18 protein-coding genes are annotated in these 14,594 nt (G+C 57.6%); 2 read left to right on the top strand and 16 right to left on the bottom strand.

The window, feature by feature from the left end; translation table 11 throughout:
* Positions 1–392 precede the first annotated feature (392 nt).
* The 13 genes from F0A16_RS02730 to F0A16_RS02790 form a co-directional block, all read right to left on the bottom strand.
* Positions 393–860 (bottom strand): hypothetical protein, encoded by a 468-nt coding sequence (locus tag F0A16_RS02730; protein ID WP_149433840.1) that lies wholly within the window; start codon positions 858–860, stop codon positions 393–395.
* The gene (locus F0A16_RS02735; RefSeq protein WP_149433841.1) at positions 850–3,621 is read right to left on the bottom strand and encodes a phage tail protein; all 2,772 of its coding nucleotides are present in this window, start codon (positions 3,619–3,621) and stop codon (positions 850–852) included. Before F0A16_RS02735 ends, F0A16_RS02730 begins: the two co-directional genes overlap by 11 nt.
* Positions 3,609–4,232 carry a phage connector family protein gene (locus tag F0A16_RS02740; protein WP_149433842.1) on the bottom strand — a complete coding sequence of 208 codons (624 nt, stop codon included), beginning with the start codon at positions 4,230–4,232 and terminating at the stop codon, positions 3,609–3,611. The genes F0A16_RS02735 and F0A16_RS02740 overlap by 13 nt, the downstream gene beginning before the upstream one ends.
* Positions 4,233–4,236: 4 nt before the next feature.
* Positions 4,237–4,545 (bottom strand): hypothetical protein, encoded by a 309-nt coding sequence (locus F0A16_RS02745; RefSeq protein ID WP_149433843.1) that lies wholly within the window; start codon positions 4,543–4,545, stop codon positions 4,237–4,239.
* 40 nt (positions 4,546–4,585) lie between these two features.
* Entirely contained in the window at positions 4,586–5,194 is a 609-nt protein-coding gene (locus F0A16_RS02750) for a hypothetical protein (protein WP_149433844.1), read from the bottom strand.
* 45 nt (positions 5,195–5,239) lie between these two features.
* A complete protein-coding gene (locus F0A16_RS02755) occupies positions 5,240–5,632 on the bottom strand; it encodes a Bbp16 family capsid cement protein (RefSeq protein ID WP_149433845.1) in 393 nt (130 codons plus the stop codon).
* Positions 5,633–5,642: 10 nt separating this feature from the next.
* Positions 5,643–6,680 carry a major capsid protein gene (locus F0A16_RS02760; protein WP_149433846.1) on the bottom strand — a complete coding sequence of 346 codons (1,038 nt, stop codon included), beginning with the start codon at positions 6,678–6,680 and terminating at the stop codon, positions 5,643–5,645.
* 8 nt (positions 6,681–6,688) lie between these two features.
* On the bottom strand, positions 6,689–7,372 hold the full coding sequence (locus F0A16_RS02765; protein WP_149433847.1) for a peptidase: 684 nt from the start codon (positions 7,370–7,372) through the stop codon (positions 6,689–6,691).
* Positions 7,365–7,667, bottom strand: coding sequence for a hypothetical protein (locus tag F0A16_RS02770; protein ID WP_149433848.1), 303 nt, complete (start codon positions 7,665–7,667; stop codon positions 7,365–7,367). Before F0A16_RS02770 ends, F0A16_RS02765 begins: the two co-directional genes overlap by 8 nt.
* Positions 7,664–9,364, bottom strand: a complete 1,701-nt coding sequence (locus tag F0A16_RS02775; protein ID WP_149433849.1) for a portal protein — start codon at positions 9,362–9,364, stop codon at positions 7,664–7,666. Before F0A16_RS02775 ends, F0A16_RS02770 begins: the two co-directional genes overlap by 4 nt.
* A 63-nt stretch (positions 9,365–9,427) precedes the next feature.
* Positions 9,428–9,685, bottom strand: a complete 258-nt coding sequence (locus tag F0A16_RS02780) for a hypothetical protein (protein WP_223119688.1) — start codon at positions 9,683–9,685, stop codon at positions 9,428–9,430.
* A gap of 9 nt (positions 9,686–9,694) precedes the next feature.
* Entirely contained in the window at positions 9,695–11,215 is a 1,521-nt protein-coding gene (locus tag F0A16_RS02785; protein ID WP_149433850.1) for a terminase, read from the bottom strand.
* The gene (locus tag F0A16_RS02790; RefSeq protein ID WP_149433851.1) at positions 11,212–11,772 is read right to left on the bottom strand and encodes a terminase small subunit; all 561 of its coding nucleotides are present in this window, start codon (positions 11,770–11,772) and stop codon (positions 11,212–11,214) included. Before F0A16_RS02790 ends, F0A16_RS02785 begins: the two co-directional genes overlap by 4 nt.
* A 93-nt stretch (positions 11,773–11,865) precedes the next feature.
* Here F0A16_RS02790 and F0A16_RS02795 point away from each other — a divergent pair, with 93 nt between their 5' ends.
* Both F0A16_RS02795 and F0A16_RS22170 read left to right on the top strand, forming a co-directional pair.
* Positions 11,866–12,105, top strand: a complete 240-nt coding sequence (locus F0A16_RS02795; protein WP_149433852.1) for a hypothetical protein — start codon at positions 11,866–11,868, stop codon at positions 12,103–12,105.
* 197 nt (positions 12,106–12,302) lie between these two features.
* Positions 12,303–12,482, top strand: a complete 180-nt coding sequence (locus F0A16_RS22170; protein WP_149433853.1) for a YegP family protein — start codon at positions 12,303–12,305, stop codon at positions 12,480–12,482.
* A 357-nt stretch (positions 12,483–12,839) separates the two neighbouring features.
* Here the strand turns inward: F0A16_RS22170 and F0A16_RS02810 are convergent, their stop codons facing one another.
* From F0A16_RS02810 to F0A16_RS02820, 3 genes are all read right to left on the bottom strand, one after another.
* Positions 12,840–13,367, bottom strand: coding sequence for a hypothetical protein (locus tag F0A16_RS02810; protein WP_149433855.1), 528 nt, complete (start codon positions 13,365–13,367; stop codon positions 12,840–12,842).
* Between the two features lie 7 nt (positions 13,368–13,374).
* Positions 13,375–13,698: a phage holin family protein gene (locus F0A16_RS02815; RefSeq protein WP_187775883.1), complete on the bottom strand. Its 324-nt coding sequence runs from the start codon at positions 13,696–13,698 to the stop codon at positions 13,375–13,377.
* 71 nt (positions 13,699–13,769) lie between these two features.
* A complete protein-coding gene (locus F0A16_RS02820; RefSeq protein WP_149433857.1) occupies positions 13,770–14,309 on the bottom strand; it encodes a glycoside hydrolase family 108 protein in 540 nt (179 codons plus the stop codon).
* Positions 14,310–14,594 lie beyond the last annotated feature (285 nt).

Here is a 14,594-nt window from a genome sequence, read left to right on the forward strand (position 1 = left end):
CAATAGGCCAGCTCGGCGTGTACTTCTGGCTCGTGATCGAAGCTGAGTTGACTGCTGGTTATAGCCCCAGGCTTGAAGCGCGGCGTTATTCTGGATCGTGTTGGCGTCGTACTGTCCAAGAGTGGCCGTGTCTGCCAAGGTGGTTAGAGCAGATCCCGCTGACGTGTCGACTCCTCTGGCAGAGAATGCCGCTTGCTGCGTACCAATCTGTCCTCGCGTCCGGCGAAGCTGCTCGCTGGACTGCGTCGAGGCATTCTGACGAACTACTTCGGCCTGGCTATCCGCGAGACTGGCCTGCTGCTCCATGGCTGAGGATTGAGCTCGACTCTGCTGAACCTGATTGATCGCGCCTACGGCAGCAATCGCGATGGGTATTGCGGCCATCCCCATAATCAATCTCTCCAGTAATCAACTCGATGGAAGGGAAGACCCTGAAAGCCGAAGGGTTTGGCTGACTGAATCTCAAACCCAAGCCATCGAAGCCACTCGATTGACTTGGTGTACCGGGCGTCAACATGGTTGAAGACGTGGCTGTAACAATCGAGAACCGCCGGCAGACTACGGGCATGTGCTTTGACGAATGCTCGCTTGTGCTTATCGATCAAGTCGCTGCCGAGCAACCAGGCAACACCTTCACCACCGAGAATTGTCGTTGGTGCCACGCCCCACATACACACGACAGAGCCATTCACTAGACCAGCCCAGGCGCGCGTGCTTAGCGCCAGGCTGGTTTCGAGGGCTGATGTCGGCGTTGCATGCCAGGTCGCCCACACCTCCATGGTGTCTGCCTCCCGCATGCGAGGCGCCAGATCGGCGGCGTGAAGTGGGGTGGCTTCCGTCACGATGAATTCAGCCGCCAACTGACACCTCCGGGATGATGGCAAGAATCGTCGCGGGCAACGGCTCTTTCTGCTGCACGACCACAGTCCCATCGTCATCCCACGACCCAGCCAGGTTGACATCGATCTTGCCGGTGATCGGCGTGATCGGATTGGCCCACCCATCCAGGCGCGCGCGCTCCTTATGCTGAGCGAACTCGGTCTGGTAGTAGGTCAGATCGCTGTAGCTGCGCCCCGTCTCGATTCCGCGTGAATCTTTCACCAGCAGTGACACCTTGGTGATCTGCTTGCGCTTCGTGCGGATCATCTGCTGAGCGGAGTTGAAAGGCAGGGTCTCAATCTGCGCCGTGATCGGGAGTCCGACGTGAACGACACCGTAGTAGTTGTGCAATGTGACTGATCCATCCTCTACGATGTACGAACCAACGGCGTTTCCGTCAGCCAGAACGGACACCGTCTTGCCCTCCAGGTGCTCCAGTCCGGAAAGCGTCTTGGCCTGAATCTCCCAATCATACGAATAGGTCACTCGGCAGCTTTCCGGCACAACCCTGACCGCGTGGGTATAGACCAGCGTAGGATCGAGGTAGTTGTAGATCTCGAGTTGGGCAAACTGCCCATCATGGCCTGTGATACGGATGTATCGACCGACCATGCTCTCATCGAACATGTCACGATCCGCACGAATGGCGACGTAGCTGCCAGCCGACCAGTCCGGGTCCTCGCCCGGGTCGACATCGATACGCGTCGACTTGCGCCCATCGTAGGTCAGTCCGGAATCGACAAAGAAAGCGTCACGGATATCGTCGAAACGACGGTCTCCGATGCGCTCAATGTAGCGCTTTGTCTGCCCCTCTACAGTGCGCCTGACGCTAACGTAGGCAACATCGATCGTCCCCTCACGGACACAACAGACCGATTCATAGGTGCCGTCGGTGTCATGCTGGGCCCAGGCGATGACCTGTTGCTCAGGCATGAATGTCATTGACAGTAGGCGCCCATCATCCAAGACCGCCCAGACCATGGAGTAGGGCGACTGAGAGTAATCCCATGACACGACCCGCCGGCCATCGAAGAGATGCTCGGCAAGCACAGTGAGATCGTCACCGGTGTAGACATCGGACTCAAATGAGTATGCCAGCGATCGGACTTTACTTTGGTCGCCCTGGATGTAGATCCCAACGGTACCAACGACGATGGGCGCCGGCGTTCCACATCCGCGATAGCTTTGCGCTTTAGCGAATACCGACGAAGGCGTGAGGGCTTCATTCTCCGAGCCGATCAGAAACTCGGATCCGCTTGTCATGGCGATCAAGCCATTGAGCGGAAGGATGTGGCGGATCACGTTGACCTGACGTGCGGCAATGCGCAGTGCGATAGCGTCGCTGTCGATCGACGGGTTCGATACCAGGAACGAGTTGTAGATGCCTGACTCAGTCATCCATACCCTGTCAGGGAACGTATCGCTACCACCAAAGACAAAACGCTCCTGAAAGTACGAAACCGCTCGCGGGTATCCCTGTCCATCCGTCCACGCCGGCAGATACCACTTGTAGGACGTGCCAGTGATGACGCGCTGCGTGATCGTGACAAAGGTGTCGACCTGAATGGTCCCACCAGAGCCGTCACTCTGCGCGCCAGTGAGAACCGGCGACGACGTGGTGAGGGTGGAACCGGATATTGTGTACTCGCTGGTCCCCAGAACCGTCGAGACATAGTCTCCAGCATCGTCATCCCACTGACGCACTTGGACCGAGAAGCGCTCAGGGTCTGCGCTATCCGCACCACTGATTGAGAAGTTGCTTTGCGAACCCTGGCCACCGCCTGACGTAGGTTCGACGGTGTGTTCCCAGGTTCGGGTGTTTCCGCTGCCGGCGTCTACCACCGTCTCGGGGAAACGGCTGATAACCGTCGCCGTTGCTGTGCGCGAGTCGGTGATACCGGTGATAAGGGCGATGCCATAGCCCGAATGCAGGTACTCAAGCTGAACGCCGACGACTTCCCCGTATGCTGGATTAAACCGGTTCGGGCCATCCCATCCCGTGCCGTAGGTGAACGTCGGCTGAATATTTCCTGTCAGCGCACCGTCCTGCTTGTGAATGACCTCGTAGGTATTGATATCGGACGTCAGAAGCTGCCCGACATCAACCTCGCAGAAACTTGTCCAGGCGTTGATATCGCCGTTATCGATCTGATCGATCCGGATCTGGTGTCCGATCATATCGATTGTGAAGGCATCGAAGTTCGTCTTCACAGTGACGGTTCCAGTAGGCGCCGTCACCCACATGCGTGCCGCCTGATTAGTGTTGGGGTCCTGGAAGCAGTCATTCGACAACGACAGTTCGGACAGGCTCCACGACATGGCGCCTTCGCGACGAATCTGCCTCGGCGCATGATCGGGGTGGCAGAGCGTCAGGATGTCGGCACTCTGAACGAACGTGATCTCGTTAAGGTCCTGGATGCCATACGGCGTGGCAAATTCGACTGGACTGCCGCCATCGAGAAGCTGTGCACCGTTGGTGACGATTCGGCAGTAGTTGAAGCCCATCTCGAGCACGTACGTCTGCGAGACATTGAAAGAGAATGGGATCAGCCGCACCTGCCCCGAATTCTTGGTCTCGACGATGAAGCGGGAGCCAGGTCGATTGACCGCAGCTCCCTGAGGCAAAACGAGGAAATTGCGACACTTCTTGAGTGCAGACGGGTACTTGGCGAGGTCGACACGCCCGTACAACAACGGCGAGAGTTCGCCGGCGACGAACGAGTATTGCATCACCTCTGCCATGGATCACCCCTGTAGTCGTCGCCATAGAGCCGGCGAGCCTCGTCGTACTTCGACGGCAACTCTGGCTCGGGATATTGCTCGCCAAGGTCATTCGTCTTGGCATTCGAGAGCAGCAACTGTGCTTCCTGGCTCTTGGCCTGATAGAGCTTCGCATTGCTGGTGATCGGCATGGCAATACGACTAGCCAGGGCCGCCACGAATGCCTGCACGAAGTCACCACTGAAGAACGCCTCATTTGGCCTGCACGTGTACTCAATGCACGCATGCTGTAGATCACAGGCAATGCCTTTGCGATCCTCGAGCGCGACAGTCTTGAACGGCACGGAATGGCGTTGCCATCGACCGCACGGCGAGACGATCTTGTGGATCGAGATGCAGTCATCCGGGTAGGTGTACGTAAAGCGGAATCCCGGCGTTCCGACGGTAGCCTGCGCCAGCTCGCGGAACTTGATCGCAAAGCCCCACCGGTGCTGCCGGAGCAGATGCTCAAGCGTGGGCTCGTACCAGAGACGCAACTGCGTTGCATCGACCGAACCGTCATCCATGCTGGTGATGGTGCGAGTCGAGATGATGCTACTCAGCGCCATGTTGGCAATCGCAGTCTTGTCCATGAGCTCACTCGGCTTTTGCGGCTTCGTACTTGCTGACACCGGCATTGGTCAGCGACAGGTCGTCACGCACGTTGCGGGGGTCGACTTCGAACATCAGGCCTTCGACTGCGGCGTAATGCTTGCCGTCGATCTCTTCAACGGGACCGTCGGCATAGATAGCGCCGTCTGATGATTCAGACGGCGCTGGAGTGTTGGGGACAGCGTCAAGCGGGATCCAATGCTTGCCCGGCTTGCCATTTGACTTGAACTCAGCACCTTCATCGACAAACACGTTATCGACGAACAGGTTTCGAGCAGCACGATACTTGGCCATCACAGGCTCCCAATGAAAAATGGGGCCGTAGCCCCATCTGTTAAGCAGTAGTGACAGTGATCGCGAAGGTAGAGCTATCCGACATGGTCGCCGTTCCACCCGTCACAGCGCCATTAGTGTCAACGGTCAGATCAATGGCGGTGACATGGATCGGAGCTGGCGCACCTTCAAGCGTGGTAATTCGCGTACCGATACCGTTGATAACGGTGTCTAACGTTCCAGCGCTGATGCCGCCACCGGCGAAATCTTCAACATCGATCTTCGCGTCGTCGATTCCGGCAGCGACTTTCACGTTGGTTACTGCGCCATCGCCGATCTGCGCATTGTTAATTGCGCCATTCGATAGCTTTGAGCTCGTAACAGAACCAGCCGCAAGCTTTGCGCTGGTTACCGCGTCATCTGCAATCTGTAATGTATTAACTGCGCTGGGTGATAACTTGGCATTAGTAACAGCATCGTTAGCGATCTTTCCTGTGCTAACGGATTGATCTGCCAGCTTGTCTGTCGTTACCGCACCGTCTTCAATGCGGTCAGTACCAACAGGCTCCAATGCCTCTTCATTGGCATCGATAAGGCCTTTTTCGAGATGTTCTAGCCATAATCGTTCTGAGCTAGAGGCATCCCGATATTTGAATGGCACATAAGCCATCTCGCACCTCCAAAGTGCGCCGGGGCGTTAACCCCGGCGATTGGCTTAGTAGCTCGCTTGATGGCCTGCCACGACGCCGGCAGTCACCGCGCCAGCCGTGCCAGTACCAGCCACGGTGTAATTCAGGCGCAGATAGCGATTGGTACGCCAGGGCATGTACTGCGGCATGAACACGTAGCCAGCGACGAGATCGGCAGCCGGAATGACGCCAGAGGTAGAGATGGTTTCGGATGACGCGAAGTCTTCGGTCTCCGAGGTCTCTACTTCAACGGTCAGTCCGGTGGCGCCAGCGAAGTCCTCAACGACTTGAACGCGAAGTGGCACGGGAACCCCCTTGCCGATATCGCGATTGACACCCAGGTCGATGACGTTCTCGGACACGACCGTAGCCGTGAGCTCCTGCGCATCGCTGAACAGGAAGGTGTAGTCAAAAATCATGTCGGTCTCCTTATTCGGCGAACTCAGGAACAGCGGCTTCGGTGTTGAGGATGGCGTCACACTCACGCACCGGGATACCGCGATAGCCCATGACTTCGCGACCGTCGACGTCTTCCATGCTGGTCAGACGGCGATAGGATGCAGTGGTGGACTTGGTCGGCGTGGCTTCGGCGTCCAGTGCTTCCAGTACGTCGGTGTTGCAGTAGATCGCAGCACGACCACCGATGATGCGACGCTGGTTGAGACGGTAGTACGCCTGGCGCATCAGCTTGTAGATGTCGAGAGTGCCAGCGACAAGATCAGCGGTGCTGATGTTCGCGATACGCGCCACATAGCGGTAGTCACGAACGGATAGGCCGAGATCCCACTCGAACTTCTCGCGCATCACGTCAAGAATCGAGCCATCAGGCAGCGTCTTGGTCTGCTCGCCCTTGTCCTCGCGCTGAAGGCCGGCCATGGTGCCCTGCGGATAGAGACCCTGGACGGTGCGCTCACCCCATACCACGAACCAGATAGAGGTATTGTCGGCACCAGTACCGCCGCCATTAACCGTCTGGTTGTAGACGTCATGCTTCTGACGATCAGCGATCTCACGGTAAGCGTTGAATCGCGGCGCCAGACCCATGAAGCGCTCAGGGTTGGTGTCGGTGTTGCCGTAGAACAAAGTGGACGCCATGTCCTGGTTCATACCTTCCAAGAATGCTGTCGCCTCATTCAGGCGGAATTTGCCCGGATTCTTGGAGAGCTGCACCAGCTTGGAGTCGACCTCGGACCAGCTTTCCAGCATGCCGGTCGCGTCCTTCACTTGCGCAGTGGTGGACTTGGTCGGCTGCACGCCCTGGTAGAGCTTGCGCCAGGTGCCAGACGGCAGGCCGGTGCGAGTCGTGGTCAGGTGAGTGGTGCCGTTGTTACACTCAGCCATGATCATGTCGAGCATGATCGGGTTGGATTCGGCGAGCAGTTCGATGATATCAGCGATGCCGCCTTTGCCGTCTTGCTGCTTGAATTCGTCAGCAAGCGTCAGATAGGTATTGCCGGTCGTAGCCATGTGCTACCTCACTTCTTCGGGTACATGTTGGGGTAGAGGCGCTCTTCGAGAGGAACTTCACGTTGGGATGAGCGCTCTGTGCCTTGACCGGGCGAGTCCTCGGCCATACGTTTGCCGATGACAGCAAACATCTTCACAACGTCCGGGTTGTTTCCAAGCCCGGACTGGTCGAGCAATGACTTGATACCGTCGTTGCCGAATTCCTGAATGGCACGCTGGGCGTGCTTGATATTGGCGTCGAACTTCGCGCCACCGAATTCCGCATCAGATTTCAGATCCTTGACCCATTGCTCTTGAGTCTCGCGGTACTGCTCGATCTGCTTCTGGTGGGCCGCCTGGGATTGGCGGGTGTAGATGTCGACGAGCTTCTGGGCCTGTTCTTGGTTGAGGTCCAGCTCTCGAGCGATGGGCTCGAACTCTCCGATGGCGTCCTGATTCAGTTCGCCTTCGAAGCCTTCCGGAAGCTTGAAGTCGTAGGCCTCGGGGGCGTTGGGCTTGGCTTCTTCGCCTTCACCTTTCTTGTCTTCACCCTGGCCTTCGCCTTCTTTACCCTCGCCGACTGCACTCTCTTCGACTTTGCCCTCGGCGCCCTGATCAGCACCTTCGGCGCCGGTCAGCAGTGAACTACCGCCTTCTCCAGCACCTTCCTGTGCGCCTTCTTCAGCGCCGGTATCGACTGCTTCATCAGCCATCGTCTATCTCCGATTCTTCGGGTTGAGAGCGCTTGCGCTCCTCGTGGAATTGATCGAATTCGAACGCCATGCGAGAGGGAAGGAGAGGGTCGGCAGTGGCCAGTAGATCGAGCATCGCCTTGGCTCCAGCACGCCTACCCTGATGGAACGCCATCATCTGCGGGTCGGCCTGAGCAGCGACGGAGCGGTACCCGAGACTTTCCGCGAGATCAAAAAAAGCGAGCCGAAGCTCGCCATCTTTGAATGCTGTCTCTATCGCTCGTCGCCGCGATTCGCGGATCTCTTCATCCGTCACAGATAGCCCCCTTGCGTGAGCGTCTGTAGAGCATTGGTGCCATCACCCGTGTCGGTCTCGCTGAGCAGTTTCGCGCCCTGTATTCCCTGCTGAGCAGCCTCGGCCATCTGCTGGGCTTGCTGCTGCTGTTGCTTGGCCTGGCGCGCTGCTGCAACGTCTTCCTCGCTGTTGAAGATCGTCGGAGACACGCCCACGCTCTCGCCGTAATCGCGAATCGCCTTGTCCTGGTTGATGTTGTCCAGAACGGAGGGGAATGCACCGGCCATGTTTCCAGCGAACGAGAGGAATCGCTCAGTCGATTGAATGCCAACGAGGCGCTGCGCCTGGGCCAGAACAGACGTGTATTCGACGCGGATCTGGTTGTCTTCCATCTCCGCCATGATCTCGGGCGGCGGCATGAGCTTGCCGCGACGCCAGAGAATGCCGAACACACGATCAAGCAATGGCTCTTGCAGGTCTTTCTGAACTGATTCAAGAACTGGACCGAGCAACAACATCTTCTCTTCGTGCCGCTCCTGCACCTCACGCGCCGTAATCCCGCTACGGTCGTCGTTCATCAGCAGACGGAACAGGTCGACGTAGAACGCTTCGTTGATGCGCTGGCGAGTGTCCTGAATGTCCTGCAACACGGCGCCGATATCGAATGTCATCTGGTAGACAGGGTGAATACCCTTGCCACCAGAAGCACCGGTCATCTCGTCGTAGTAGTTGACAGCACCAGGGTTGAGCGACACACGCCCCGCGTTCTGCATGCCTGACGGCACGTTGAGCGGGGGGTTGATGAGCTTGGCCACGGCTTTGTGCTTATCGGACTGCATGAGCTGTAGCGCCTTGCAGTCGCCGCGACCGTCCCAGCCGGGGCCAGTCCCGTAAGTCTCGCCAGCCTGAGTCATCCAGCGTGGGGCGATGATCGGGTTCTCATGGAACCCGGAATGCCTCAGAAGACCGTCACCTTCGTTCGAGCCTTTCTCGATGTAGATCGAACGGAACGGTAGCTTCTTAGCATCACGGCTATCAGGATCATGATCAGGATTAGGTTCGATAGCATGGATGATATCGACCTTCTGCTGTAGCTCCGCGCCGCCTTTCTCATAGTTGCGCCTCACGCGATCAGATACCGCGTCCTTGCCGAACTCATCCACGACTTGGTGCACCGTCATTCGGTACTCGCGGTACATCGTGTTGACGCGGCCGCGATAGTCGATGTCGAGGCAGTAGGAGCCAATCGGCATAGCCACTGCCCGGATGTCGTCTACGTCATCCTCGAGCAGAAGGAAACAGTGCGTACAGAACACGCCAAGATCGAGATACGCTTTGTTGAGGACGCTGTAGACGTTCGACCGGCTCATGGCCGCAAGACAGCGCTTGGTCGTGTCCTCGAGCCAGACTTGCACCTCCTGATCGTCGTTCAGGTCTTCATCAGGCAATTCGAACTTGAACCAGGGGCGGGCAGGGGACGTGATGCCGGCCATCATCCCGGATGCCAGGGTACGCGATGCCAGAACACCGGTGTTGTCTACCAGCTTGTTCTCTCGACTCTCACGCTTCGAAGCGTTGTCATCGCAGAGAAACTTGGCCTTCAACGGTTGAAAGTAGGAGCTAAGCTCCTTCCATACTGTTTCCCACGATGTCCGTTCGTTTTTCAGCTCGCTGTGACGAGCCAAGATCTTTTTACGCAGCTCTGACTCGTCAGCCATTAGGTATCACCATATTGCGGGCATAAAAAAGCCACCCGTAGGCGGCGATGAAACTGTGTGAGGTTATTGGCCGAGGAGCGTGACTCCTTTTCCACCACCAGAACCACCTGATGCACCGAGCGGGCTGGTCAGGATCGTCGACTGACTGCCAGCCGATGCAGCACGGCGCCGGCGCTGTTCGTTGCCCGCTTCCTGCGCGCTAGAATCCTGCGTGATGTTCGAACCAGCTGCCGGCGCTTGATTGATGTCTGGCGCGCTCTGTGAACCCAGTCCGAATGTCGAGGCAACGCCACCGACCAGGCTGCTTACCGTGTCGCCCATGGGAAACTCCTATGCGAAGGGGTCGAAGTCGGCGATGGCGACTTCTTGGTGATTGGATAGAACGGATGCGCCCTTGCGTGGCACGACAGGGAAAGCGAACGTGAGCACCAGGGCATCTGACCGGTTGGGAGATGCGACGAGACGCTTGCGGATGTCCTCTTTGCTCTCAAGCACGATGCGCGAGTCTTTCTGGCGCACGGTGTACTCAGGCCAAGTCAGCTCATCAGCGGTCTGCTGATCTGTCAACTGACCGCCGTCCTTGAGCCACTGCTTAACCGATGCGTACATTTCACCGCGCTTATTGAGCATTGCTGGATCAGATGAAGCGCCACCGAAGTTGACGAGCTTCCACTTGCGCCCCCAACTCTTGCCGACTGAGTAGATGCCGGTACCGTATCCGTAGTCGATGTGGACTGCGTCTGCACCAAGCTCATCCTCGAACCGAGCGATACGCTCAGCCATGAGGACGTCGTCGTCTGTCTTGGCCCACGTGCCCAGCATGCGAGAGTGCAGGCCCTGGCGAACGTAGATCACTGCGTCATCAGAGCCAGAGAATGCAGGGTCAACGCCGATGATGATCGCCGAATGCTCGATCTGGCGCTCGACAAGCTGGACAGCCATGCCAGCGTCAACAAGGTTTTGCCCGATGAACTGGTTGTCAGACGATGACGGGAACTCGCCACGTACGCGGACGCGAAAGTAGTCACTGTCCTCGCCGTAATCCTGGAGCTTGCGCTCGATGTCGTCCTTGTTCGTTACCTGGACAGAACGAGAGTCAACTTTTTGCGTCTTCCAGCGAGAGCGGAAACGACGCCAGCATTCACGGAATCGTCCGGTGTTGCGAGTCGGGTTGCCGAACACGAACCAGAAGGGCTCGCCGTCGGTTAGACCACCCTCGGCCACTTCCCAGATTTTGTCCGGGACGTTGGATGCCTCATCGAACAGATACCAGGGAGACGAGTCGGCGCAGTGCAGCCCGGCGAATGCCTCGCTATTCTCCTCACGGCACGTCAGAGCGTCCACACGCCAGCGCTCGGGATGGTCCTTGTGGGTCATCGCCAGGGAGCCTTTGCCGCTCCCCAGATTGAACCAGTGACCGGTGATGCACTTGGACCTCCACTTCGCCAGCTCTGACCACGTCTTTGTCTTGAGCTGATCACCGGTATTGGCCGTCACCACGCCCTTGCTGAATGGGCGTGTCGACATGATGAACAGGATGATCCAGCTCGAACCAGCCGATTTCCCGATACCGTGGCCGGATGACGTAGCATGCTGAAATGGATCGACTGGCGTAGATCCATTGAACGCGACGCGCCGGATATGCTCACCCCAGTCGTCCAGCATCTCGCAGGCCCATTCGTCAGGGCCCCATTCGCTGTCATACCGAGATGCCCAGGGCTCAACCAATCGCGCTTTCTGGATCGACTCGTCGTTCTCCCAATCGAAGGCATACATGACCCAGCCCATCGGGTCGTCAGCTAGTCGGCCCATATCCTCGGCTAGCATGCGCTCGTATTCGGCTGGGCTCATTCGCTTTTACCTGATCGTCTCCGGGCTGCGAGGATTACAGCAGCGGCGTCATCGGGGAGGCTGTGCTCAACCTTCTCCTTCCACGCCTGCACGTCAACGTGCTTGCCGAGCATGTCGAGGTTCTTCACCTTGTCCGGCCACTTGATCTTCTTGAGTACACCGATCTGTTCGCGCTCGTCGCCGTTCATGCCCCATATCTCGGACACATCCATGCCTGAGACGTAGCGACGCCAGGCTACGGGCCATTCCTTGATGGGCTTCAAACCGCCGTCGTCATTCAGGATGTCGAGCACATCCATCTGGTCGATCTCGACCAGACGATGAAGCACGTAATCGGCGTCGATCTTGGTGCGCGCAGAGCGTGCTGTCTTGCGCTCCTGGATGGCAGCCGCCACCTTAGCATTGCTTAGCAGTCGAGAAGCCGTCACCTCGGCGCTACGCTCGGAATAGCCAGCACGGATCGCCGCCTGCTTGGCGTTCAGGTCGATCAGGTACTCTTCGACGAAACGAGACTGCCGGGCTGTCAGCTCGACAGCCCCCTTGGCAGTCTTGGTCATGTCGTTACCTTGGTCGTAGAGCTTAAAAAAGCGGTGGCTTTCCAGAATTTTGAGCCATACGGTTGAGTTCCCCCCTAACCTGGAGCGCCTCAGATGGGTACATCACAAAAGATCGCCGAAGACATTGGATGCGGCCTTACTGCCCAAGATGTCGACGAAGTGGATATTGAAGAGCTCCTTCAAGAAGATACCGGCAGTAGCGGAGAAATGGTTTATAGCCTGTATTTCAACGTTCCCGAGAATACTCCTGCCCACATTCTCGCGAAGACGGGATGGGAAATCGGTGACAGGGTAGAAGTGAGCCAACACGTCTTCGACTCACCAGATGATTGAGAGCTGAAGTTACCGGCGGCGGTTGCATTAGCAGCCGCCTCAATACCCCTCGTTCTCATCACTCAATAGCGATTGGCTTACGTTACCGGTAGCGTTTCGCTTACGCCCTATGCGCCGTGGTACGCCCCAGTTGCGGGTGTTAGGTTGTTGATGTCTCCGAATATGGAGACGTCCATTTGTGGCAAAGGACACCTCTCATGCCTAACCCCTGTTACAAGCAGCAGAAGGACAACCGCGGCGAGTGGTACTGGGTTTACTACGCAAGGAATGGCGAAGCAATTGCCAGAAGTTCAGAGAGCTACAAAGCAAAGACTGACTGTGAGCATTCAATCGACCTTGTTAAGGGCTCGAAAGACGACCCGGTCTATACTCACTAGTGATGGCGGCCCAGTGGCGGCTGGGCCGTCTGTGCTGCCACCCTGTGCGCTAGATGCTTAACCACTCCTGCCTCTCAACCAGTTGTGTAGGTACACAGTCCACGCACACAGTGTTACTGTGTGTAATGACTTGATTCCGTTTTTTACCTTTGCTACCGAGAGAGGGCGGTCGGCATGAGCGATGAGAGCAGACGTCCAGGTGAAAGCTACGTTGAGATATGCCGGCTGATGACCGGATTTGCCGTGATCTTGAACGAGCTAAGCCCTGATCACACCCGAGAGATTCTTGAGCTCGAGACCGAGAAAGACAATAAGCTGGCTAAGTTCATAAAAGGTTTCGTATACGAGGATGTGTGACTAACCTCTAACGCCGATCTGGCTGTAGAGATTAGCGCTCGGTGACTCTGCTGTCAGTTTCGCGTTCCGGTTCCCCCATTGCGTTGACCCAAAGAAATAGTTCAGCACCTGGGTCATTGCAGCGGTAAGGAAACCGAGGATGTACATCCGAGTGTTGTCGGTCAGCCCATCGGCAGGCATGAACGCGATGCAGCCCAACATGATAATCCCGCCGACCAGCACCCCGGCAGCCAGCCAGTTCTGGAACTCGCCTTTCCCGGCGGCCAGAGCTGCCTTCTGAAGCCCACGAGCGCTATCCCGGTCGGCCAATACGGCCTTTTGCATCTCGAGCTCAAGCTCTCGGGCCTTGAGGTGCCATTCAGGATTTGAATCGATAGCGGATTTCACACTCTCCGGTGTCGAGTCAGCGCCGAGCAGGTCGGCCAGAGCTGCGCCGACTGCTCCTCCAGCCTTACCCGCTAACGCAGTACCTAGGGTGGGCGCCGCCTTCCCGACGATGTCGCCGATGTCTGACCAGGTCCAGTTCATTGCAGCCTCACTTGAGCCATCGGCCCACGATGATCTCGTAAAGGTCGTCGGCCTTGTTTCGGATCCATTCAGTTCCAAGGAATCCAAGGAAAACGCACGGCGCCAGAGCGACCTCGCTCGGCCATCCCCGCGTGTCGGCAATCCAGATGAATACGGGATAGAGCGCTACGGCCAGCAGCGTGCAGACCACAGCGCCCAGGATCGCCTTCTTGAATGGCCCGCCATCGTGTACGCCACGAGCCAGGGCGACGCAGAACGTCAGGAACGCGACGAGGAAGTAGGGCAAGTGGTCGAGCAACGGCTGCCAGTTGTTCGGATCACGTCCTGGCATGGCTCGGTTCTCATGATTGCGATGTTTCATGGCGCACCTCTCGGGCGGCCTGCGTACCAGTAGGGTTATGGTTATTTCGGATTCGGTGTGTCATCTGCAGCCAGCAGAAGATTGTCAGCGATTCGCCGGGACCAGCCGCGGCCGAAAGTCGTGAACGCTCCGATATCGGTCATGTAGCGGAGGCGGGCCGCCAGGAACCGCTTCAGCAAGTCGTCTAGCCACGCCGAGTTCACCGCGCTGCGGGTGACCGGACCATAGAGCCCATCGTCTTTCACGCCTGCCGCACGCTGCAGCAGCTTGATCGCCGTCTTCAGCCCGTGATTGATGCCAGCGTCAAACATTTGATACGCGATGGCGCCGTCAAACTGGCCGTTATCCGATGCCTTATCCCAGAAGTCGCGCTTGTAGACGGCCTTGGCGTCGTCACGGGTCAGGTTGCGGATATCCAGCTCGGGATAGCTCATCGCTGAGATGCCCCATTTGGTCCCCTTGAGTTCGCCAACGCCAACCGTCCCACTGGTCCAGTTGCCGCGATCAGCGCGCACGTCGGTATACCCGCCTTCATGACCAATGACGCGATCGAAAGCGACGTCGAAGGTGACGTTGATCATGGAAGGCTCCAGAAGAAAAGGCCGGCGAAGGGGAGCCGGCAAGATCGAACGAGGTGGCCGCTCGAATAGGTTGGCCCCGTGCCAGCGATTGGCGAAAAGGGGGTAGCCGATAATTGACCTGGCGGGGCCGAACACGAAAACACCCCGGCATAGGCCGAGGCGTTGAATAGGTGGTGATGACCGGGTTTACCCGGCAAGCAGCTGGCCTTTATCGGGGCGCCTATCGCTGTCAGTGCGCACGCAGTCAAGCCACGCATTCACCCTTGAGCACATTGCCCTCATTGG

The sequence above is a fragment of the Salinicola corii genome, from assembly GCF_008298015.1.
GTDB lineage: Bacteria > Pseudomonadota > Gammaproteobacteria > Pseudomonadales > Halomonadaceae > Salinicola > Salinicola corii.

What these genes read in the sequence shown, in the direction of transcription:
- F0A16_RS02820 (WP_149433857.1), bottom strand. Translation starts at nt 14,309, where the DNA reads ATGATCAACGTCACCTTCGACGTCGCTTTCGATCGCGTCATTGGTCAT.
- F0A16_RS02750 (WP_149433844.1), bottom strand. Translation starts at nt 5,194, where the DNA reads ATGGCTTATGTGCCATTCAAATATCGGGATGCCTCTAGCTCAGAACGA.
- F0A16_RS02795 (WP_149433852.1), top strand. Translation starts at nt 11,866, where the DNA reads ATGGGTACATCACAAAAGATCGCCGAAGACATTGGATGCGGCCTTACT.
- F0A16_RS02815 (WP_187775883.1), bottom strand. Translation starts at nt 13,698, where the DNA reads ATGCCAGGACGTGATCCGAACAACTGGCAGCCGTTGCTCGACCACTTG.
- F0A16_RS22170 (WP_149433853.1), top strand. Translation starts at nt 12,303, where the DNA reads ATGCCTAACCCCTGTTACAAGCAGCAGAAGGACAACCGCGGCGAGTGG.
- F0A16_RS02790 (WP_149433851.1), bottom strand. Translation starts at nt 11,772, where the DNA reads ATGACCAAGACTGCCAAGGGGGCTGTCGAGCTGACAGCCCGGCAGTCT.
- F0A16_RS02745 (WP_149433843.1), bottom strand. Translation starts at nt 4,545, where the DNA reads ATGGCCAAGTATCGTGCTGCTCGAAACCTGTTCGTCGATAACGTGTTT.
- F0A16_RS02755 (WP_149433845.1), bottom strand. Translation starts at nt 5,632, where the DNA reads ATGATTTTTGACTACACCTTCCTGTTCAGCGATGCGCAGGAGCTCACG.
- F0A16_RS02740 (WP_149433842.1), bottom strand. Translation starts at nt 4,232, where the DNA reads ATGGACAAGACTGCGATTGCCAACATGGCGCTGAGTAGCATCATCTCG.
- F0A16_RS02780 (WP_223119688.1), bottom strand. Translation starts at nt 9,685, where the DNA reads ATGGGCGACACGGTAAGCAGCCTGGTCGGTGGCGTTGCCTCGACATTC.
- F0A16_RS02775 (WP_149433849.1), bottom strand. Translation starts at nt 9,364, where the DNA reads ATGGCTGACGAGTCAGAGCTGCGTAAAAAGATCTTGGCTCGTCACAGC.
- F0A16_RS02760 (WP_149433846.1), bottom strand. Translation starts at nt 6,680, where the DNA reads ATGGCTACGACCGGCAATACCTATCTGACGCTTGCTGACGAATTCAAG.
- F0A16_RS02735 (WP_149433841.1), bottom strand. Translation starts at nt 3,621, where the DNA reads ATGGCAGAGGTGATGCAATACTCGTTCGTCGCCGGCGAACTCTCGCCG.
- F0A16_RS02810 (WP_149433855.1), bottom strand. Translation starts at nt 13,367, where the DNA reads ATGAACTGGACCTGGTCAGACATCGGCGACATCGTCGGGAAGGCGGCG.
- F0A16_RS02785 (WP_149433850.1), bottom strand. Translation starts at nt 11,215, where the DNA reads ATGAGCCCAGCCGAATACGAGCGCATGCTAGCCGAGGATATGGGCCGA.
- F0A16_RS02765 (WP_149433847.1), bottom strand. Translation starts at nt 7,372, where the DNA reads ATGGCTGATGAAGCAGTCGATACCGGCGCTGAAGAAGGCGCACAGGAA.